This is a genomic window from Salmonella sp. SAL04157, from assembly GCF_046551635.1.
GTDB classification, from domain to species: domain Bacteria; phylum Pseudomonadota; class Gammaproteobacteria; order Enterobacterales; family Enterobacteriaceae; genus Salmonella; species Salmonella enterica.
Genome location: NZ_JBGDVS010000002.1, coordinates 159,619 through 179,052 on the forward strand (window position 1 = coordinate 159,619; position 19,434 = coordinate 179,052).

At 54.3% G+C, this 19,434-nt stretch carries 19 protein-coding genes; 12 read left to right on the plus strand and 7 right to left on the minus strand.

Going from position 1 to position 19,434, the window contains the following annotated elements:
• Positions 1-85: 85 nt before the first annotated feature.
• The 5 genes from hpaH (at position 86) to ACLJRE_RS04330 (ending at position 4,998) form a co-directional block, all read left to right on the plus strand.
• Positions 86-889, plus strand: a complete 804-nt coding sequence (hpaH, locus tag ACLJRE_RS04310) for a 2-oxo-hept-4-ene-1,7-dioate hydratase (RefSeq protein ID WP_000884795.1) — start codon at positions 86-88, stop codon at positions 887-889.
• 10 nt (positions 890-899) lie between these two features.
• Entirely contained in the window at positions 900-1,691 is a 792-nt protein-coding gene (hpaI, locus tag ACLJRE_RS04315) for a 4-hydroxy-2-oxoheptanedioate aldolase (protein WP_023207979.1), read from the plus strand.
• A gap of 72 nt (positions 1,692-1,763) precedes the next feature.
• Positions 1,764-3,140 carry a 4-hydroxyphenylacetate permease gene (gene hpaX / locus ACLJRE_RS04320; RefSeq protein WP_001285795.1) on the plus strand — a complete coding sequence of 459 codons (1,377 nt, stop codon included), beginning with the start codon at positions 1,764-1,766 and terminating at the stop codon, positions 3,138-3,140.
• A 9-nt stretch (positions 3,141-3,149) separates the two neighbouring features.
• Entirely contained in the window at positions 3,150-4,046 is an 897-nt protein-coding gene (gene hpaA, locus ACLJRE_RS04325; RefSeq protein WP_000336602.1) for a 4-hydroxyphenylacetate catabolism regulatory protein HpaA, read from the plus strand.
• 13 nt (positions 4,047-4,059) lie between these two features.
• Positions 4,060-4,998 carry an MBL fold metallo-hydrolase gene (locus ACLJRE_RS04330; protein ID WP_023207978.1) on the plus strand — a complete coding sequence of 313 codons (939 nt, stop codon included), beginning with the start codon at positions 4,060-4,062 and terminating at the stop codon, positions 4,996-4,998.
• Positions 4,999-5,405: 407 nt separating this feature from the next.
• On the opposite strand, the gene ACLJRE_RS04335 is transcribed toward ACLJRE_RS04330, so the two are convergent.
• The 3 genes from ACLJRE_RS04335 to cbpA all read right to left on the minus strand — a co-directional run bounded on the left by ACLJRE_RS04335 (position 5,406) and on the right by cbpA (position 7,647).
• Entirely contained in the window at positions 5,406-5,768 is a 363-nt protein-coding gene (locus ACLJRE_RS04335; protein WP_001537781.1) for an anti-adapter protein IraM, read from the minus strand.
• Between the two features lie 653 nt (positions 5,769-6,421).
• Positions 6,422-6,727 (minus strand): chaperone modulator CbpM, encoded by a 306-nt coding sequence (gene cbpM / locus ACLJRE_RS04340; RefSeq protein WP_001284251.1) that lies wholly within the window; start codon positions 6,725-6,727, stop codon positions 6,422-6,424.
• Entirely contained in the window at positions 6,727-7,647 is a 921-nt protein-coding gene (gene cbpA, locus ACLJRE_RS04345) for a curved DNA-binding protein (RefSeq protein WP_000420603.1), read from the minus strand. The genes cbpM and cbpA overlap by 1 nt, the downstream gene beginning before the upstream one ends.
• 235 nt (positions 7,648-7,882) lie before the next feature.
• On the opposite strand from cbpA, the gene ACLJRE_RS04350 reads away from it, so the two are divergent.
• The 5 genes from ACLJRE_RS04350 (at position 7,883) to agp (ending at position 12,670) form a co-directional block, all read left to right on the plus strand.
• Positions 7,883-8,245, plus strand: a complete 363-nt coding sequence (locus ACLJRE_RS04350; RefSeq protein WP_001118902.1) for a copper resistance protein — start codon at positions 7,883-7,885, stop codon at positions 8,243-8,245.
• Between the two features lie 48 nt (positions 8,246-8,293).
• Complete coding sequence (locus tag ACLJRE_RS04355; protein WP_023207976.1) at positions 8,294-10,180, plus strand: protein-disulfide reductase DsbD family protein; 1,887 nt, start codon at positions 8,294-8,296, stop codon at positions 10,178-10,180.
• Positions 10,177-10,800 carry a DsbA family protein gene (locus tag ACLJRE_RS04360; RefSeq protein WP_000876694.1) on the plus strand — a complete coding sequence of 208 codons (624 nt, stop codon included), beginning with the start codon at positions 10,177-10,179 and terminating at the stop codon, positions 10,798-10,800. The genes ACLJRE_RS04355 and ACLJRE_RS04360 overlap by 4 nt, the downstream gene beginning before the upstream one ends.
• Positions 10,790-11,296 carry a protein disulfide oxidoreductase gene (locus ACLJRE_RS04365; protein ID WP_000907525.1) on the plus strand — a complete coding sequence of 169 codons (507 nt, stop codon included), beginning with the start codon at positions 10,790-10,792 and terminating at the stop codon, positions 11,294-11,296. The genes ACLJRE_RS04360 and ACLJRE_RS04365 overlap by 11 nt, the downstream gene beginning before the upstream one ends.
• Positions 11,297-11,428: 132 nt before the next feature.
• Positions 11,429-12,670 (plus strand): bifunctional glucose-1-phosphatase/inositol phosphatase, encoded by a 1,242-nt coding sequence (gene agp, locus ACLJRE_RS04370; protein WP_000749201.1) that lies wholly within the window; start codon positions 11,429-11,431, stop codon positions 12,668-12,670.
• A 33-nt stretch (positions 12,671-12,703) separates the two neighbouring features.
• Here the strand turns inward: agp and ACLJRE_RS04375 are convergent, their stop codons facing one another.
• Entirely contained in the window at positions 12,704-12,931 is a 228-nt protein-coding gene (locus ACLJRE_RS04375; protein WP_001143125.1) for a YccJ family protein, read from the minus strand.
• 20 nt (positions 12,932-12,951) lie between these two features.
• Positions 12,952-13,548 (minus strand): NAD(P)H:quinone oxidoreductase, encoded by a 597-nt coding sequence (gene wrbA / locus ACLJRE_RS04380; protein WP_001062898.1) that lies wholly within the window; start codon positions 13,546-13,548, stop codon positions 12,952-12,954.
• Positions 13,549-13,932: 384 nt separating this feature from the next.
• Here wrbA and ACLJRE_RS04385 point away from each other — a divergent pair, with 384 nt between their 5' ends.
• Both ACLJRE_RS04385 and rutR read left to right on the plus strand, forming a co-directional pair.
• Complete coding sequence (locus tag ACLJRE_RS04385) at positions 13,933-14,100, plus strand: general stress protein (protein WP_001273663.1); 168 nt, start codon at positions 13,933-13,935, stop codon at positions 14,098-14,100.
• A 136-nt stretch (positions 14,101-14,236) separates the two neighbouring features.
• Positions 14,237-14,875, plus strand: a complete 639-nt coding sequence (gene rutR / locus ACLJRE_RS04390; protein WP_000083128.1) for an HTH-type transcriptional regulator RutR — start codon at positions 14,237-14,239, stop codon at positions 14,873-14,875.
• On the opposite strand, the gene ACLJRE_RS04395 is transcribed toward rutR, so the two are convergent.
• Both ACLJRE_RS04395 and putA read right to left on the minus strand, forming a co-directional pair.
• Positions 14,872-15,267, minus strand: a complete 396-nt coding sequence (locus tag ACLJRE_RS04395; protein WP_000821064.1) for a lysozyme inhibitor LprI family protein — start codon at positions 15,265-15,267, stop codon at positions 14,872-14,874. The two genes, rutR and ACLJRE_RS04395, sit on opposite strands and share 4 nt — an antisense overlap.
• 58 nt (positions 15,268-15,325) lie before the next feature.
• Positions 15,326-19,288, minus strand: a complete 3,963-nt coding sequence (gene putA / locus ACLJRE_RS04400; protein WP_000537519.1) for a trifunctional transcriptional regulator/proline dehydrogenase/L-glutamate gamma-semialdehyde dehydrogenase — start codon at positions 19,286-19,288, stop codon at positions 15,326-15,328.
• Positions 19,289-19,434 lie beyond the last annotated feature (146 nt).

Sequence of the window (19,434 nt, forward strand, 5' to 3'; positions counted from 1 at the left end):
AGCAATACCGAACCGTAGGCCGGGTAAGACGCACCCGCGTCGCCACCCGGCGCAGCAGCACCGAATGACGTAACAGGAAGCAACTATGCTCGATAAACAGACCCATACCCTGATCGCCCAGCGACTTAATCAGGCTGAAAAACAGCGTGAACAGATTCGCGCAGTGTCGCTGGATTATCCCAACATCACTATTGAAGATGCCTATGCCGTACAGCGTGAATGGGTCAATATCAAGATCGCCGAAGGGCGCACGCTCAAAGGCCACAAAATCGGCCTGACCTCAAAAGCGATGCAGGCCAGCTCGCAAATCAGCGAACCGGATTACGGCGCGCTGCTTGACGATATGTTCTTCCATGACGGCGGCGATATCCCCACCGACCGTTTTATCGTCCCGCGTATTGAAGTGGAGCTGGCGTTCGTGCTGGCGAAACCGCTGCGCGGCCCTCACTGCACGCTGTTCGACGTCTACAACGCCACGGATTATGTGATTCCGGCGCTGGAACTGATTGACGCCCGTAGCCACAACATCGACCCGGAAACCCAGCGCCCGCGCAAAGTGTTCGACACCATTTCCGACAACGCCGCCAACGCCGGGGTGATCCTCGGTGGTCGTCCCATCAAACCAGACGAGCTGGATCTGCGCTGGATCTCCGCGCTGCTCTATCGCAACGGCGTGATCGAAGAAACCGGCGTCGCCGCAGGCGTGCTGAATCATCCGGCCAACGGCGTGGCGTGGCTGGCGAACAAGCTTGCCCCCTACGATGTCCAGCTTGAAGCCGGGCAGATCATCCTCGGCGGCTCGTTCACCCGCCCGGTGCCGGCGCGCAAGGGCGATACTTTCCATGTCGATTACGGCAACATGGGCGCGATCAGTTGCCGGTTTGTGTAAGGAAAAAACGATGAAAAATGCTTTCAAAGACGCGTTAAAAGCGGGGCGCCCGCAAATCGGTTTGTGGCTGGGGCTTGCCAATAGTTACAGCGCTGAACTGTTAGCGGGCGCCGGCTTCGACTGGCTACTGATTGACGGTGAACACGCGCCAAACAACGTGCAGACGGTGTTGACCCAGTTGCAGGTGATTGCGCCTTATCCCAGCCAGCCGGTGGTGCGTCCGTCATGGAACGATCCGGTACAGATTAAGCAACTGCTCGACGTCGGCGCGCAAACGCTGCTGATACCGATGGTGCAGAATGCCGATGAAGCGCGAAACGCCGTGGCGGCTACGCGTTATCCGCCTGCCGGTATTCGCGGCGTGGGCAGCGCGCTGGCGCGGGCATCGCGCTGGAACCGCATTCCGGACTATCTCCACCAGGCCAACGACGCCATGTGTGTACTGGTGCAGATTGAAACGCGTGAGGCGATGAGCAATCTGGCGTCAATTCTCGACGTGGATGGCATTGACGGCGTGTTTATTGGTCCGGCGGATCTTAGCGCCGATATGGGCTTTGCCGGCAATCCGCAGCACCCGGAAGTGCAGGCGGCGATTGAGAACGCCATCGTGCAGATACGCGCGGCGGGGAAAGCGCCGGGGATTCTGATGGCCAATGAAGCACTGGCGAAACGTTATCTGGAACTGGGGGCGCTATTTGTCGCCGTCGGCGTTGACACCACGCTGCTGGCGCGCGGAGCGGAGGCGCTGGCGGCGCGCTTTGGCGCAGAAAAAAACCTGTCCGGTGCGTCCGGCGTCTATTAAGCCTGGCCCGGTAAGCGTAGCGCTACCGGGCAACCGTAGTACCCTACAAAAATTCCCATCAGAGGAAAAAAAATGAGCGACACATCATCTGCACTTCCGGAAAGCCCCGAGTCTGTCCGTTCGCACAACGCGCTCAGCACGGGTCAACAAACCGTCATAAATAAACTGTTCCGCCGACTGATCGTATTTTTATTCGTGTTGTTTATCTTCTCGTTTTTAGACCGTATCAACATCGGTTTTGCCGGGTTGACGATGGGGCAGGATCTGGGGTTAAGCGCCACCATGTTTGGCCTTGCCACGACGCTGTTTTACGCCACCTACGTCATTTTCGGCATTCCCAGCAACGTGATGTTGAGCATCGTCGGCGCCCGCCGCTGGATTGCGACCATTATGGTGCTATGGGGCATTGCATCTACCGCTACGATGTTCGCGGTGGGACCGAAAAGCCTGTATGTGCTGCGAATGCTGGTGGGCATTACCGAAGCGGGCTTTTTGCCAGGAATATTGCTCTATTTAACCTACTGGTTCCCGGCATTTTTCCGCGCCCGCGCCAACGCATTATTTATGATTGCCATGCCGGCCACTACCGCGTTGGGGTCGATTGTCTCCGGCTATATTTTATCGCTGGACGGCATATTCAATCTGCATGGATGGCAGTGGTTATTCCTGCTGGAGGGATTTCCGTCAGTTTTGTTAGGCATTATGGTCTGGTTTTACCTGGATGATACCCCGGCAAAAGCCAAATGGCTGACGGCAGAGGATAAAAAATGTTTGCAGGAGATGATGGATAATGACCGCCTGACGCTGGTTCAGCCGGAGGGGGCCATCAGCCATAACGCCATGCAGCAGCGTAGTCTGTGGCGCGAAGTATTCACGCCAATTGTACTGATGTATACGCTGGCCTATTTTTGCCTTACCAATACGCTTAGCGCCATTAGTATCTGGACGCCGCAAATCCTGAAAAGTTTTAATGAAGGCAGCAGCAATATCACCATCGGCCTGCTGGCGGCGATCCCGCAGATTTGTACTATTCTGGGCATGATTTACTGGAGCCGCCATTCGGACAAACATCAGGAGCGTAAACATCACACGGCGTTGCCGTTCCTGTTTGCCGCCGCGGGCTGGCTGCTGGCGTCGGCGACCGACCATAACCTGATCCAGCTCCTGGGGATCGTGATGGCATCCACGGGTTCCTTTAGCGCGATGGCGATCTTCTGGACCACGCCGGATCAGTCGATCAGTTTACGCGCCAGGGCAATAGGCATTGCGGTCATCAATGCCACCGGCAATATTGGCTCCGCACTCAGCCCATTTATGATTGGCTGGCTAAAAGATATCACCGGTAGCTTCAATAGCGGACTCTGGTTTGTCGCTTCTCTGTTAGTCGTCGGCGCCGCCATTATCTGGCTCATTCCCATGAAAGCATCGCGTCCGCGCGCCACCCCTTGAGGAGAAACTATGTGCCAACGTGCGATCGCCAATATTGATATCAGCAAAGAGTATGACGAAAGCATGGGCAGTAACGATGTGCATTATCAGTCGTTTGCTCGTATGGCGGATTTCTTTGGTCGTGATATGCAGGCGCATCGCCACGACCAGTTTTTTCAAATGCACTTTCTTGATACCGGGCAGATTGAGCTACAGCTCGACGATCATCGCTATTCGGTGCAGGCGCCGCTATTTGTGCTTACGCCGCCCTCGGTGCCGCATGCTTTTATTACCGAATCGGATAGCGATGGTCATGTTCTGACGGTACGCGAAGAGCTGGTTTGGCCGCTGCTGGAAGTGCTTTATCCCGGCACCAGAGAGGCCTTCGGCCTGCCGGGAATCTGTCTGTCGCTGGCGGATAAACCCAACGAGCTGGCGGCGCTCAAACATTACTGGCAGCTAATTGAGCGGGAGTCCACGGAACAACTGGCTGGCTGCGAACATACCCTGGTGCTACTGGCGCAGGCGGTATTTACCTTGCTGTTGCGTAATGCGAAGCTGGACGATCACGCCGCAACCGGGATGCGCGGTGAACTGAAACTTTTTCAGCGCTTTACCCTGTTAATTGACAACCACTTCCATCAGCACTGGACGGTGCCCGATTATGCCTGCGAGTTGCATATTACCGAATCTCGTTTGACCGATATTTGCCGACGTTTTGCTAATCGCCCGCCTAAACGCCTGATTTTTGATCGGCAATTACGCGAGGCGAAACGACTGCTGCTTTTTTCCGACAATGCTGTCAACGAGATCGCCTGGCAATTAGGTTTTAAAGATCCGGCTTATTTCGCCCGTTTCTTTAATCGCCTTGCTGGCTGTTCTCCTTCGCAGTTTCGCCAACGTGAAGTTCCCTCTTTTCTCAACTAAGAAGAGTAAAAACATGATGAAAAAAAGCGTCGCTATGCTGGCGGTTTGTATGCTGGCGCAAAGCCACCTTGCTATTGCTGCTGGTGCTCCTGCGCCTCAAGAGATCAACATTGTTTTACTGGGCACCAAAGGCGGGCCTTCTTTGCTCAATACAGCCAGACTACCGCAAGCGACGGCGCTCACTATCGGCGATAAAATATGGCTGATAGATGCCGGCTACGGCGCCAGTCTGCAACTGGTGAAAAACGGCATTCCACTGCGCAACATCAATACTATTTTGCTCACCCATCTGCACAGCGACCACATACTGGATTATCCTTCCTTGCTGATGAATGCCTGGGCAAGTGGTCTGAAAGACCATACCATACAGGTGTATGGCCCGCCGGGAACCCAGGCGATGACGAAGGCTAGCTGGAAGGTCTTTGACAGGGATATCACGCTACGCATGGAAGAAGAGGGGAAACCCGATCCGCGCAACCTGGTTAAGGCGACCGATATTAGCCAGGGCGTCATCTATAAAGATGAACTGGTTACAATAAGCGCGCTGAAAGTGCCTCATTCCCCTTTCCCGGCCGGTGAAGCGTTTGCTTACCGTTTTGATACCCAGGGTAAGCGAATCGTCTTCTCTGGCGATACGTCCTGGTTTCCGCCGCTTGCAACGTTTGCCCAAGGGGCGGATATCCTGGTACATGAGGCGGTACATGTCCCTTCGGTAGCAAAACTGGCTAATAGTATTGGCAACGGAAAAACGCTGGCTGAAGCGATTGCGTCGCATCACACCACGATTGAAGATGTCGGTAAGATTGCTCGCGAGGCCCACGTGAAAAAACTGGTGTTAAGTCATCTGGTGCCTGCGACGGTTGCGGATGACGTCTGGCAACAGGAAGCCATGAAAAATTACCCGGGCCCTGTCATTGTCGGTCATGACAATATGACGATAAGCGTACCGTAAGTATCAGGGCAGGGGTAAACCCACGGGCTGACATGATGTCAGCCCGTTATGCTTTTGGCGATCAGCATGACACGCAGAGCTTTTGTCTAAAACATTATTTTTTCTAAACACTACTTGCTGATTTTTATGCACAATAAAGGTAAGATGATTGCTCTGGTGAAATATTACTAAATAAGAATGTCACGGATGGAATTTATACAGTGTTAAAAGCAATGCGTTTCTTTGTCTGCCGGCCATCAGTAATATCCTCTGTACCGGCTCCTCGTTGCCAAAGTGAAGGTTAGATTAAACGAATCAAAAAATATCCGAACTGTACAATTTTTATATCAAACATATTTAACTGCAAAATACTGCAAACGTGCGCGAATACACTTAATCAGTAGTATGGCTAATGCATACTTTATTTCCTAAACTTTCTTATTATCTATTTGAATATTTCTGGTTAAACCAAATGGACAAACGGATACCAGACACTCGAAAGGATAACTGCAGGCTTCTGGTTTAGGATTGCAGTTACCAGGACAGTGGCTATTTTCTTTAAGCGATTTCCATAGAACAGGATTAAACCTGGTAACGTTGTAAACAGTAACGGGATAAAGTTTATCGTTTATTAAGACCCCCTTATTAAAGGGGATGATAATGCTACCTGGAGGCATGTAAACATCTGCCTGATACCATAAGGTCAATCTAAGATTTTTTAGGCTATGTATGCATGAGAACGATACTCCGGTAGAGGGACTTATAACTGTATCAACGACCTTCCATTCCATTACAGAAACCTTTTAAGTGAAATAGTCAATGGTGTAAATTACATTTTCCGCAAGCCTATTCAGGATAGATGAAAATCTGAGAAACATAACTCGTTGAAAACGATCGTTTTTTATTGACCACTCTATTTATATTGATTTTTTAATAAGTTATTTATTTTATGCTCTTATTTTGTTTACATTCTATTACATTTTTGTATTTTATACGTGGTGTAAATATTGGGCGGCAGTGGATGTTATAACGCTCAATTATTAAACTGTAAGTGACTGTTGTATTTCTTATTTATAAATACTGCAACCTGTAAGCGCAGCGGTACATTTTACCCGGCATTGACAGGGAGAAGGTACGTATCAACCAGAGAGTACAAAACAGTGAAAGAATATATTCTTCAGGCAATAAATGATCGCTAACGTGTAAAAATAACCGACGTATCTAAAAAATGTGAACTTGTGGCTGGTCTTTATTTAAACGATGATCTTCGCAATGGCGCATTAATGGCTGACATTGGCGGTTCGTTGATCGGGTTGTGCGCGGTGAAAGGCTATATTTCTTCCGTTGGGGGAAGTATGTCAGAGGCATTCTGGTATTATACCGGGTGCATGTAAATCCGGGGGGGGCAGAAAGCCCACCCTCGGTTTATTGCCTTTATCGTAGATTAGGGATGCGAGATAAAGCGAGAAAGGCGTTGCAGCAGTAACCGGTTTTCTTCGCGCAGCCGTGAATTCTCTTCCAGCAGCGTTAACGCGACCGCGATCCCAGGCCAGTCGAGCGCCAGCTCCTCGCGTAAGCGTAGCGCGCGTTGTACCACGCTCGCTGCGCGATCGTCGAATTGCCAGTCGGCGTTATCGTCTTCGTAAGGCTCAATTACGCCAAGTCCGACGATTTCGTTTAGCTCCTCTTCCGTCACGCCGGTGTGCAAACAAAATTCGGTGATGGTAAAGGTGACAGTGATATTAGCCATTATGCTTTCCCCCATTGCTGGCGTGGGTCAAAGGACGACTGCGCGTCCGCCAGTTGTTGCCACAGGGCAGCTGTTTTCTCGTCAGGTTTCGGCGGCATAACGATTTTGATGATGGCATAGAGATCGCCAGTGTGCTTTTTACTGGCTAATCCTTTTCCTTTGATACGCAGCCGCTGACCAGCCTGGCTGCCGGGGGGAATGGTCAGCAAAATACGCTCTTTAAGCGTTGGCACAGACACCTTAGCGCCGAGCGCCGCCTCCCATGGGGCAAGCGGAAGGACGACTTCCAGATCCTGATTGACAATATCAAAGAGCGGATGCGGGGCAATATGGATAACGAGCCATAAATCGCCATTAGGTCCGCCGTTTTCCCCCGGCGTACCCTGGCCTTTCAGTCTGATTCGTTGCCCGTTGCTGACGCCAGCCGGGATTTTCACATTCAATGTTTTGGGAATTTCCCGCTCCACCAGGCCGAACGCGTTATAAACGGGGACGGAATAGCTAATCGTACGCTGGTGCTCTTCCAGCGTTTCTTCCAGGAATACCGCCACTTCAATTTCGATATCATGACCGCGTGCGGCGTGGCGGTGGTGCGAATGGCGACCGTGCTGACCAAAAATAGACGAGAAAATATCATCAAAATCTTCGGCGTTATACGGTTGGCCTTCGTGTTGCTGGAACTGGCGATTAAATTGTGGATCGTTACGGTGTTGCCATAACTGGTCATACTCGGCGCGCCGTTGCTCATCACTCAGCACTTCCCATGCTTCAGCAACCTCTTTGAAACGGGCTTCGGCATCGGGTTCTTTGCTGACATCTGGATGGTACTTGCGGGCCAGTCGGCGATAGGCGGTCTTAATCGTCTTGAGATCGTCCGTCGGTTTCACGCCCATAATGGCGTAATAATCCTTAAGTTCCATAGCATCATCTCGCTAAATCAATACATACAGAAGGGACCCCAAAAAGGTTTCTCCACTAAGTGTAGGGTAAACCTGAAAAGTGCGTATGAAAACACCAGTTATATCATTAGTAAGAATAAATTACGTTGTTCGACTATCAGAAGGTTGCGCAGCGCGCCGACATAACTTTACAGGGGAAAGGTTGCCAAAACCGCGCCAGTGGCTAAGATAACTCGCGTTAAACAGTGAGGGCGCAATGGCGAAACAACAACGGATGGGCTGGTGGTTTCTTTGCCTTGCATGTGTCGTGGTAATGGTTTGTACCGCGCAACGCATGGCGGGCCTGCACGCCTTGCAGATGCAGGCGACGGCCTCTGCTGCGGTGGTCAGCGCTCCCTCTTCGACAGATGACGGCTCGCCGGTCACTCCCTGTGAATTAAGCGCCAAGTCGCTGCTGGCGGCGCCTCCGGTACTCTTTGAAGGCGCTATCCTTGCGCTTTGTCTACTGCTTTCCTTACTGGCGCCTGTCCGGGTCATGCGCCTGCCGTTTTCGCCTCCACGGGCTATTTCGCCGCCCACATTACGGGTACATCTACGATTTTGTGTCTTCCGTGAATGACAGACCGGTTATTGCTAACGGTTACTTACTCATTCACGGAGAAAAAATATGATGATTTTGTTCAGGCGGATACTGTTCTGCCTGTTATGGCTTTGGCTGCCCGTCTCCTGGGCGGCGGAAAGCGGCTGGCTGCGTTCGCCCGATAACGACCATGCCAGCATACGGCTACGTGCCGATACGTCCGCTAACGGTGAGACCCGGCTGTTGCTGGATGTCAAACTGGAAAACGGCTGGAAAACCTACTGGCGCGCGCCGGGGGAAGGGGGCGTGGCACCCTCTATCGCCTGGAAAGGCGACATGCCTGAGGTAAGCTGGTTCTGGCCAACCCCCTCGCGCTTTGATGTGGCGAATATCACCACCCAGGGATATCACGACGAGGTGACCTTTCCGATGATCGTGCGCGGTACGCCGCCGGCGACCTTGAGCGGCGTGTTGACGTTATCAACCTGCAGCAATGTTTGTCTGTTGACCGATTACCCCTTTTCCGTGACGCCCACTGTGCAGAATGCCGATTTTGCCCATGACTATGCGCGGGCGATGGGTAAAGTTCCGCTCCGCAGTGGGCTAACGGACTCGCTTGACGTCGGCTATCGCCCGGGAGAACTGGTGGTCACTGCTACGCGAGCGGCGGGCTGGTCATCGCCCGGGCTCTATCTTGACACCATAGATGACGTCGATTTTGCGAAGCCTCGCCTGCGCGTAGAGGGCGACAGGTTACAGGCGACGGTGCCGGTGACGGACAGTTGGGGCGAAAAGGCGCCCGATTTGCGCAACAAATCGCTGACCCTCGTGTTAGCCGATGGCGCTATCGCCCAGGAGAGCACGCAAACCATTGGCGCTGCGCCAGCGCAAACGCCGGACAATGCGGCGCTACCTTTCTGGCAAGTTGTAATGATGGCGCTGATCGGCGGACTGATTCTTAATTTAATGCCCTGCGTGCTGCCGGTTCTGGGCATGAAACTTGGCTCTATTTTATTGGTAGAGGAAAAAAGCCGCTCTCACATCAGGCGACAATTTTTGGCTTCGGTCGCCGGTATCATTGCGTCATTTATGGCGCTGGCGGCGTTTATGACCCTCCTTCGCCTGTCAAACCATGCGCTGGCCTGGGGAGTCCAGTTCCAGAATGCATGGTTTATTGGTTTTATGGCTCTGGTGATGTTGTTGTTTAGCGCCAGCCTGTTCGGGCTTTTTGAGTTCAGGCTTCCCTCATCTATGACCACGAAACTGGCCACTTACGGCGGTAACGGTATGTCGGGACATTTCTGGCAGGGGGCGTTCGCCACGCTGCTGGCGACGCCTTGTAGCGCGCCGTTTCTGGGTACGGCGGTGGCGGTGGCGCTCACGGCGTCGTTGCCGACGCTATGGGGGCTGTTCCTTGCGCTTGGCCTGGGAATGAGCGCGCCGTGGCTACTGGTCGCGATACGACCAGGGCTTGCGCTACGTTTACCGCGCCCCGGGCGTTGGATGAATGTCCTGCGCAGGATCCTCGGTCTGATGATGCTGGGGTCGGCTATCTGGCTGGCGACGTTACTCCTGCCGCATTTCGGCTTCACTGCGTCAAAGAGCGCGCAAGACACGGTTCAGTGGCAACCGTTGAGTGAACAGGCAATCCAGTCGGCGCTGGCGCAGCATAAGCGGGTATTTGTCGATGTTACTGCGGACTGGTGTATTACCTGTAAAGTGAATAAATACAACGTCCTGCAAAAAGAGGATGTGCAGGACGCCTTGCAACAGCCGGATGTTGTGGCGCTGCGGGGAGACTGGACGCTGCCGTCCGATGCCATTACAGATTTTCTGAAAACGCGTGGTCAGGTCGCCGTGCCGTTTAATCAGGTATATGGCCCCGGCTTGCCGGAAGGGGAGGCACTGCCCACTTTGCTGACCCGCGATGCGGTATTACAAACGTTGAAAAAAGCGAAAGGAATAACCCAATGAAATACATGATTGTTTTACTGCTGGCGCTGTTTTCGACGCTGAGCATCGCGCAAGAAACCGCCCCTTTTACGCCGGATCAGGAAAAGCAGATTGAAAATCTGATCCATGCGGCGTTGTTTAACGATCCTGCCAGCCCGCGGATAGGCACTAAACACCCTAAGCTGACGCTGGTGAACTTTACGGATTACAACTGCCCGTACTGCAAACAGCTCGATCCGATGCTGGAAAAGATTGTGCAGAAATATCCTGACGTTGCGGTCATTATTAAACCGCTGCCATTCAAAGGAGAGAGCTCCGTACTGGCGGCGCGTATTGCGCTGACCACCTGGCGCGAGCATCCGCAACAGTTCCTCGCGCTACATGAAAAACTCATGCAAAAGCGCGGTTACCATACGGATGACAGTATTAAACAGGCCCAGCAGAAAGCAGGGGCTACGCCAGTGACGCTGGATGAAAAAAGCATGGAAACGATACGCACTAATTTGCAGTTGGCAAGGCTGGTCGGCGTGCAAGGAACGCCAGCGACGATCATTGGCGACGAGCTGATTCCGGGCGCAGTGCCCTGGGATACGCTGGAAGCGGTGGTGAAAGAAAAACTGGCGGCTGCCAATGGCGGGTAAACTGCGGCGTTGGCTGCGTGAAGCCGCGGTTTTTCTGGCGCTCCTCATCGCGATAATGGTGGTCATGGACGTCTGGCGCGCGCCGCAGGCGCCTCCGGCGTTTGCCGCGACACCGTTACATACGCTGACGGGAGAGTCGACAACTCTGGCGACATTGAGCGAAGAACGCCCCGTACTGCTCTATTTTTGGGCCAGCTGGTGCGGGGTATGCCGCTTTACTACGCCTACGGTCGCTCGTCTGGCGGCGGAAGGGGAAAACGTCATGACCGTTGCGCTCCGCTCCGGCGATGACGCTGAGGTTGCCCGCTGGCTGGCGCGCAAGGGCGTTGACTTTCCGGTCGTCAATGATGCTAATGGCGCCTTATCTGCTGGCTGGGAAATCAGCGTGACGCCAACGCTGGTGGTGGTTTCACAAGGTCGGGTTGTGTTCACCACCAGCGGCTGGACCAGCTATTGGGGCATGAAGCTTCGGCTGTGGTGGGCAAAAACGTTCTGAATATGCGCCGGGGTTTCCCGGCGCTAACGCGTTTACTGTAAGAAAAACCCCCGTTTTGCGAAATCGTTCCCGGAAAAATGATCCATTTCTGTCACACTCAGAACGATTTGATAACAATAAGAGGTCATAGGGATGAAAAAATCATTACTCGCTGTTGCTGTGGCAGGGGCTGTTTTGTTGTCATCCGCCGTACAGGCGCAGACAACGCCGGAGGGTTATCAATTACAACAGGTGCTGATGATGAGCCGCCATAATCTGCGGGCACCGCTGGCGAATAATGGCAGCGTACTGGCGCAGTCGACGCCGAATGCCTGGCCGGCGTGGGACGTTCCCGGCGGGCAACTGACGACGAAAGGCGGCGTGCTGGAAGTCTATATGGGACACTACACACGTGAATGGCTGGTCGCGCAGGGGCTGATACCGTCGGGAGAATGTCCGGCACCCGACACGGTATATGCCTATGCGAATAGTTTGCAGCGCACCGTCGCCACCGCGCAATTTTTCATTACCGGCGCTTTCCCCGGCTGTGATATTCCTGTTCATCATCAGGAAAAAATGGGCACTATGGATCCTACCTTCAATCCGGTGATTACCGATGATTCCGCCGCGTTCCGGCAACAGGCCGTACAGGCGATGGAAAAGGCGCGTAGTCAGCTACATCTTGATGAGAGTTATAAACTGCTTGAGCAGATAACGCATTATCAGGACTCGCCGTCCTGCAAAGAGAAGCATCAGTGTTCGCTAATCGACGCGAAAGATACCTTCAGCGCGAACTATCAGCAAGAGCCTGGCGTGCAGGGGCCGCTGAAAGTAGGGAACTCGCTGGTGGATGCGTTTACCCTGCAATATTACGAAGGGTTTCCGATGGATCAGGTCGCCTGGGGCGGGATCCACACCGATCGGCAGTGGAAAGTGCTGTCAAAACTGAAAAACGGCTATCAGGACAGCCTGTTTACCTCACCCACGGTGGCGCGCAATGTCGCTGCGCCGCTGGTGAAATATATCGATAAGGTGCTGGTTGCCGATCGCGTTAGCGCGCCGAAGGTGACCGTGCTGGTGGGGCATGACTCCAATATCGCGTCGCTGCTGACGGCGCTGGATTTTAAACCCTATCAGCTCCATGACCAGTATGAGAGAACGCCGATTGGCGGCCAGCTTGTCTTCCAACGCTGGCATGACGGCAACGCTAACCGGGATTTGATGAAAATCGAGTATGTCTACCAGAGCGCCCGGCAGTTACGCAATGCGGAAGCGTTAACGCTCAAATCGCCCGCGCAAAGGGTAACCCTGGAACTGAAAGGATGTCCGGTGGATGCGAACGGCTTCTGTCCGCTGGATAAGTTCGATAACGTCATGAACACTGCCGCAAAATAGCCGTATGCCCCCGCGCAGGCGGGGGCGTTTGTGTTATACGTTCTTACGTTCGATGATTTGTTCGCCCCAGAAGAGCGAGTCTTTGTCCGTTTTCTCAAAGGCTTTGATCAGCACCTCATCGCTACCTTCTTCCCATATTTTTTCTGCCAGTTTCTCGTCATAGTGAGCGACTTCAAAAATGGCTTCGGCAATTTCCGGCGACGTATTACGCAGGCTTGCCCATTCGCCGACGCGGTGCGCTTTTGCTTCTTGAGTTGGCATTCGAATCCTCCTGTTGAAGATTAGCCGTTGAGTTTGACTGCCAGACCGGCGACGTATTCCCCCTGATAGCGAGCGATAGAGAGTTCCTCCTGGCTTGGTTGACGCGAACCGTCGCCTCCGGCGATAGTCGTTGCGCCGTAAGGCGTGCCGCCGCGAACCTGGGAGACGTCAAACAGTTCCTGTGCGGCATAGCCTATCGGGACAATCACCATCCCATGATGGGCAAGCGTAGTCCAGGTCGAGGTGATCGTCTGCTCCTGGCCGCCGCCCGTTCCGGTAGAACTGAACACGCTGCCGAGCTTGCCGTATAGCGCGCCGGATGCCCACAGTCCGCCGGTTTGGTCCAGGAAGGTACGCATCTGGCCTGACATATTGCCAAACCGGGTTGGCGTACCAAAAATAATGGCATCGTAATCCGCCAGCTCCTGTGGGGTGGCAACCGGTGCGTTTTGCGTTTTACCGCCAGCTTTTGCGAAGATTTCAGGCGGCATTGTTTCTGGCACACGCTTTATAATGACCTCTGCGCCGTCGACTTTCTTTGCCCCTTCCGCCACCGCGTGCGCCATGGTTTCAATGTGTCCGTACATGGAATAATAGAGCACCAGAATCTTTGCCATTTGTACTACTCCTCAGATTAATCAGGTGTGTAGCGATTCGCTACGTCTATTTAAAGATATGCTCTCCTGTGAAGAGTGCAAATTTCAGCGCCATTTCTTTGATTTATAACAATAATTAATTTGGCGACCTTTGTTGCAAAATGATACATTTTTAAGCGCTTTGATTTTTCTAAATATAAGAATAACTTATTTATTTCTTATGGTTATTATTCTGCATATTCGGCTTCTGATGTTGCAGAATATTTCGGTAAGCGGCCTACCACGGCGTTTTTCACTATGCTTAATGTTACGCGGCGTTACTGATGATATCGTTCATACGCTGCGCGAGGAGATACTCCTCATTACCTATGCAATATGATGTCTAATCTATGACGGAGGTCAGTAATGGCAAACCATCGTGGCGGTTCCGGTAATTTTGCGGAAGACCGCGAAAGAGCATCAGAAGCAGGTCGTAAAGGTGGTCAGCACAGCGGGGGCAATTTTAAGAATGACCCGCAGCGTGCATCCGAAGCAGGCAAAAAAGGGGGCAAAAGCAGTAACCGTAATAGCTAGCCTGCGTCACAACAGCAAGACGCTGAGCGTTTCGCGCTAAAAAGCGTCATGCGCCACCGCCGCCGGATTTCCGGCGGTTTTTTTGTTTATAAGCCGGATTTGGTATGCTTGCGTCCTGACAAAAAGGAGAGGGCGCATGTCGCAACGCACAGAGAAAAAAATCGGGAAACGCTCGCAGGCCACCGGTGCAAAACGGCAGCTTATCTTAACCGCCGCGCTTGCTGTTTTTTCCCAGTATGGCATTCATGGCGCGCGTCTTGAGCAGGTCGCCGAGCGGGCAGGCGTCTCCAAAACCAATCTGCTTTATTATTATCCCTCGAAAGAGGCGCTGTATGTCGCGGTAATGCGACAGATCCTGGATGTCTGGCTGGCGCCGCTCAAGGCGTTTCGCGCAGAATTTTCCCCTCTGGAGGCCATCAAAGAGTATATCCGTCTCAAGCTGGAAGTTTCGCGTGATTATCCGCAGGCGTCGCGGCTCTTCTGCATGGAGATGCTGGCGGGCGCGCCGCTCTTAATGGAGGAACTGACCGGCGATCTAAAAGCGTTGATAGATGAAAAATCCGCGCTGATTGCCGGATGGGTGCACAGCGGGAAACTGGCGCCCGTCTCCCCGCACCATTTGATCTTCATGATTTGGGCCGCCACGCAACATTACGCCGATTTTGCCCCTCAGGTTGAAGCGGTAACCGGCGCGACGCTTCGCGATGAAGCCTTTTTCAACCAAACGGTCGAAAGCGTTCAGCGCATTATTATTGAAGGGATTCGCGTGCGTTAACCGGCAGGCGGCAGTGGGCAGCTCAAATCCCCCTCTTCACATTGCAGCAGCGAGGCTAAAAACGCTTCGCGTTCGTTCGTTTTATCGGTCAGGCACTGGCTGGCGATCATGGGTTGCACGCTGCCGCCCTCCGTACCTGAACGAATCAGAGCGCAATCGGCGTCGCGCAGGGCAATCCATGCCACCTGCGCTTTTTGCAACAGCTCGCGCTGCGGCGGTTGCGCACGCTTAAGCGCGCTTTGATAGGTTTCGTTCAGCTTTTTATCTGCCGCCTGGTATTGCGCGGCGGCGCAGCGATTCATTTCCAGCTGCGTACTGGCGCTGGCGCACTCATCAGCCAACGCCTGACTGCTGAACAACAACGCAGCGCAGGTAAGGAAAATTCGTTTCATACGGTCCTCTGACGCGAGTAAAAAGGCTCCATTGACGGAGCCTTAATTAACCACAGTATTAGCCAATTGTCATCAGGCTGGCATTACCGCCAGCGGCGGCAGTGTTTACGCTCAGCGAACGTTCAATATAGAGCCGTTCCAGCAGCATATTGCTTTCGCCGCGGGCGAACCCCTGTACCGACACTATCGCGCCTTCGCGGGCGGCGACGGCTTCGCACACGGTTCGTAGCTTGTCGGAGTCGCCGTGGAAAATCACCGCGTCAAACGGCTGCGCCATCAGTGTTTCCGCTTTCGCAAACTGGACACGCGCCGCGACGGCGGCGGGGAGACGTTTCGCCAGATCGCGGTGGAAGGCGTCGTCTGACCATAGCGCCTGACTGCCGACGGCGAGAACGGCGGCAAGCTGTGTCAGCGCATCCTGTTCATCATCAGCCAGGCATAACACCCGTTCACGCGGCAATAGCGTCCAGGTATTACGCTCGCCGGTCGGTCCCGGTAGCAGGCGCTGCGTGCCGGCCTGCGCCAGATCGGCGAATTGTCGGCAGAGCGTCTGTAGCGCCGGGCGATCCGCCGCCCATTGCGTCAGGGCGGTCAACGGCGCGAGTAGCGTGGTTTTAAGCTGCGCATCCACCGGGTAGCGCGCATCCTGACGAGTCAGCGTCGTATTGAGAGCATTGGGCGGGCGGTGTGCCAGCAGGCGGTAGAGATAGAGCGGCCCCCCCGCTTTTGGCCCGGTACCGGACAGGCCTTCGCCGCCAAACGGCTGGACGCCGACAACCGCGCCCACCATATTACGGTTAACGTACAGGTTGCCGACATGGGCGGAACCGGTGACTTGCGCAATGGTTTCATCAATACGGGTATGTACGCCCAGCGTTAGCCCGTAGCCGGAAGCGTTAATCTGTTCGATAAGCTCCGCCAGTTGGTTACGGTTATAACGCACGACATGCAGCACGGGCCCGAAGACCTCTTTTTCCAGTTCTGCGAAGTTTTCCAACTCAATAAGCGTGGGCATAACAAACGTACCGGTCTGCCATTCCTGCGCGTCATCGTTGTTTTCACGCGCGGCCTGGAAAACCGGGCGGCCTTTGGCGCGCATCGTCTGGATATGACGCTCGATGTTGGCTTTGGCCTCGCTATCAATCACCGGCCCGATATCGGTCGTCAGACGGCCTGGATTCCCCATCCGACACTCCGCCATCGCGCCGCGTAACATTTTCAGCGTATGTTCGGCGATATCGTCCTGCAAACACAGCACGCGGAGCGCGGAACAGCGTTGTCCGGCGCTGTCGAAAGCGGAAGCCAGCACATCCACGACCACCTGCTCGGTGAGCGCGGAAGAGTCGACAATCATAGCGTTCATACCGCCAGTTTCCGCAATCAACGGAATAGGGCGGCCCTGGGCGTCAAGACGCGTGGCGATGTTGCGCTGCAACAACGTCGCGACCTCCGTGGAACCGGTAAACATCACGCCGCGTACACGCGCATCGGCGGTAAGCTGGGCGCCGACGGTTTCTCCCCGTCCCGGCAACAGTTGCACGACGCCCGGCGGTACGCCCGCTTCCAGCAAAATGGCAATGCCCTGGGCGGCAATCAGCGATGTCTGCTCTGCCGGTTTCGCCAGAACGCTGTTACCTGCCGCCAGCGCGGCGGCGATTTGGCCGGTGAAAATGGCCAGCGGGAAGTTCCACGGACTGATACAGACCACCGGCCCTAACGGGCGATGCGTTTCGTTATCGAAATCGTCACGCACTTGACCGGCATAATAATGGAGGAAGTCTACCGCTTCGCGCACTTCGGCAATGGCGTTGCTGAACGTTTTCCCCGCTTCGCGCACCAACAGGCCAATCAACTGCTGCATTTGGTCTTCCATCAATACCGCCGCCCGCTGCAAAATGGCGGCGCGTTCTTGCGGCGGCGTCGCAAACCAAACCGGCGCCTGATTGACCGCGTTTTGCAATGCCTGTTCAACCTCGCTTTCTGTCGCTTCGCGTCCCCAGCCGACAATATCTTTCGGTTCCGCCGGGTTGATAACCGGCGTCATCTCACCGTCGGCCACCGGTTGTTCCAGCACAGGTTTGGCCTGCCATTTCTGCATGGCGTTGCTTAACAGGGCAGAAGAAAGCGAGGCGAGGCGATGTTCATTCGCTAAATCAAGTCCGGCGGAGTTTATCCGACCTTCGCCGTACAGATCGCGCGGCAGCGGAATTTTCGGATGCGGTATGCCAGCCTGACCTTCCTGCTGCGCCAGTTTTTCCACGGCCTCGACCGGGTCGGCCACCAGTTCATCGAGCGGTAGGGTGGCATCGGCGATGCGGTTGACAAAAGAGGTGTTGGCGCCGTTTTCCAGCAGGCGTCGTACCAGATAGGCCAGCAGGGTTTCGTGCGTTCCCACCGGCGCGTAAATACGGCAGGGACGGTTAAGTTTTCCGTCCGCCACTTTACCGGTGACCTGTTCATACAGCGGTTCGCCCATGCCGTGCAGGCACTGGAATTCGTACTGACCCGGATAGTAATTTTGCCCGGCCAGATGATAAATCGCCGCCAGTGTGTGTGCGTTATGGGTCGCGAACTGCGGGTAGATCAGATTAGGGACGGCGAGCAATTTTTTCGCACAGGCCAGATAAGAGACATCGGTATACACTTTGCGGGTATAAACCGGATAGCCCTCCAGCCCTTCCATTTGCGCGCGTTTGATCTCGCTATCCCAGTAGGCGCCTTTCACCAGACGAATCATCAGCCGACGGCGGCTACGGGAGGCCAGATCGACTAAATAATCAATGACCAGCGGGCAGCGTTTCTGGTAAGCCTGGATCACAAAGCCAATGCCGTTCCAGCCCGCCAGTTCGGGTTCGAAGCAGAGTTTTTCCAGCAGATCGAGCGAGATCTCCAGACGATCCGCCTCTTCGGCGTCGATATTGAGACCGATATCATACTGGCGCGCCAGCAGCGTCAGGGATTTCAGGCGCGGATAAAGCTCCTCCATTACCCGATCGTATTGCGCGCGACTATAGCGTGGATGCAGGGCGGACAGCTTAATCGAGATGCCTGGCCCTTCGTAAATACCGCGACCGTTAGACGCTTTGCCGATGGCATGAATCGCTTGCTGGTAAGAAACCATATAGGCCTGCGCATCGGCGGCGGTTAACGCGGCTTCGCCCAGCATATCGTAAGAATAGCGGAACCCTTTCTCTTCCAGTTTTCGGGCATTCGCCAGCGCCTGAGCAATGGTTTCGCCAGTCACGAACTGCTCGCCCATTAAACGCATCGCCATGTCGACGCCTTTGCGGATTAACGGTTCGCCGCTCTTGCCGATAATGCGGTTCAGCGAGCGTGAAAGATTAGCTTCGTTATGCGTTGAGACCAGTCGGCCGGTAAAGAGCAGCCCCCAGGTGGCGGCGTTTACAAACAGCGACGGGCTACGGCCAATATGCGACTGCCAGTTGCCATTACTGATTTTGTCGCGAATTAACGCATCGCGCGTAGCTTTGTCGGGAATACGCAGCAGCGCTTCCGCCAGACACATCAGCGCAACACCTTCTTGCGAAGAGAGGGAAAACTCCTGCAACAGGCCTTGTACCATACCCGCGCGACCGCTGGCGGATTTTTGATTGCGCAATTTCTCCGCCAGTTGATACGCCAGTTTATGCGCCTGCTCAGCGACAGGCGGCGACAGGCGCGCCTGTTCCACTAGCATTGACACCGCATCGGTTTCCGGGCGGCGCCAGGCGGCAGTGATGGCGGCGCGAGAGACGGATTGGGGAAGAATCTGTTCGGCAAACTCCAGAAAGGGCTGATGCGGCTCATCCTGCGGCGCGACCGGCTCCTCGCTTTCATTTGCCGCGCCGGCAAACAGCGCAGGTAGCTCCGGTAGCGTATCGCTATTTTCCAGCTTGTCCAGATAGCTAAAGATTGCCTGTTTTATTAACCAGTGCGGCGTGCGATCGATACGCGAGGCGGCCATTTTGATCCGTTCGCGCGTGGCGTCGTCCAGCTTAACCCCCATCGTGGTGGTTCCCATACCCTCTACTCCTGTTATTCGCTCTATCTGCTAACCAATAGTTAGCGGAAAATATCCACTATGTTGCAACTTTGTGCAACCGCGTTAAATGTGACCTGCGTTGCAAGCTTAAAAATGAATAAATTGTTAAAAAAAGAAAGTGGGAG

Coding starts and splice junctions, on each gene's coding strand:
- putA (WP_000537519.1), bottom strand. CDS start 19,288: ATGGGAACCACCACGATGGGGGTTAAGCTGGACGACGCCACGCGCGAA.
- ACLJRE_RS04375 (WP_001143125.1), bottom strand. CDS start 12,931: ATGCCAACTCAAGAAGCAAAAGCGCACCGCGTCGGCGAATGGGCAAGC.
- hpaH (WP_000884795.1), top strand. CDS start 86: ATGCTCGATAAACAGACCCATACCCTGATCGCCCAGCGACTTAATCAG.
- hpaI (WP_023207979.1), top strand. CDS start 900: ATGAAAAATGCTTTCAAAGACGCGTTAAAAGCGGGGCGCCCGCAAATC.
- ACLJRE_RS04365 (WP_000907525.1), top strand. CDS start 10,790: ATGGCGGGTAAACTGCGGCGTTGGCTGCGTGAAGCCGCGGTTTTTCTG.
- rutR (WP_000083128.1), top strand. CDS start 14,237: ATGTCGCAACGCACAGAGAAAAAAATCGGGAAACGCTCGCAGGCCACC.
- ACLJRE_RS04350 (WP_001118902.1), top strand. CDS start 7,883: ATGGCGAAACAACAACGGATGGGCTGGTGGTTTCTTTGCCTTGCATGT.
- cbpM (WP_001284251.1), bottom strand. CDS start 6,727: ATGGCTAATATCACTGTCACCTTTACCATCACCGAATTTTGTTTGCAC.
- wrbA (WP_001062898.1), bottom strand. CDS start 13,548: ATGGCAAAGATTCTGGTGCTCTATTATTCCATGTACGGACACATTGAA.
- ACLJRE_RS04335 (WP_001537781.1), bottom strand. CDS start 5,768: ATGGAATGGAAGGTCGTTGATACAGTTATAAGTCCCTCTACCGGAGTA.
- hpaA (WP_000336602.1), top strand. CDS start 3,150: ATGTGCCAACGTGCGATCGCCAATATTGATATCAGCAAAGAGTATGAC.
- ACLJRE_RS04395 (WP_000821064.1), bottom strand. CDS start 15,267: ATGAAACGAATTTTCCTTACCTGCGCTGCGTTGTTGTTCAGCAGTCAG.
- agp (WP_000749201.1), top strand. CDS start 11,429: ATGAAAAAATCATTACTCGCTGTTGCTGTGGCAGGGGCTGTTTTGTTG.
- ACLJRE_RS04360 (WP_000876694.1), top strand. CDS start 10,177: ATGAAATACATGATTGTTTTACTGCTGGCGCTGTTTTCGACGCTGAGC.
- ACLJRE_RS04355 (WP_023207976.1), top strand. CDS start 8,294: ATGATGATTTTGTTCAGGCGGATACTGTTCTGCCTGTTATGGCTTTGG.
- hpaX (WP_001285795.1), top strand. CDS start 1,764: ATGAGCGACACATCATCTGCACTTCCGGAAAGCCCCGAGTCTGTCCGT.
- ACLJRE_RS04330 (WP_023207978.1), top strand. CDS start 4,060: ATGATGAAAAAAAGCGTCGCTATGCTGGCGGTTTGTATGCTGGCGCAA.
- ACLJRE_RS04385 (WP_001273663.1), top strand. CDS start 13,933: ATGGCAAACCATCGTGGCGGTTCCGGTAATTTTGCGGAAGACCGCGAA.
- cbpA (WP_000420603.1), bottom strand. CDS start 7,647: ATGGAACTTAAGGATTATTACGCCATTATGGGCGTGAAACCGACGGAC.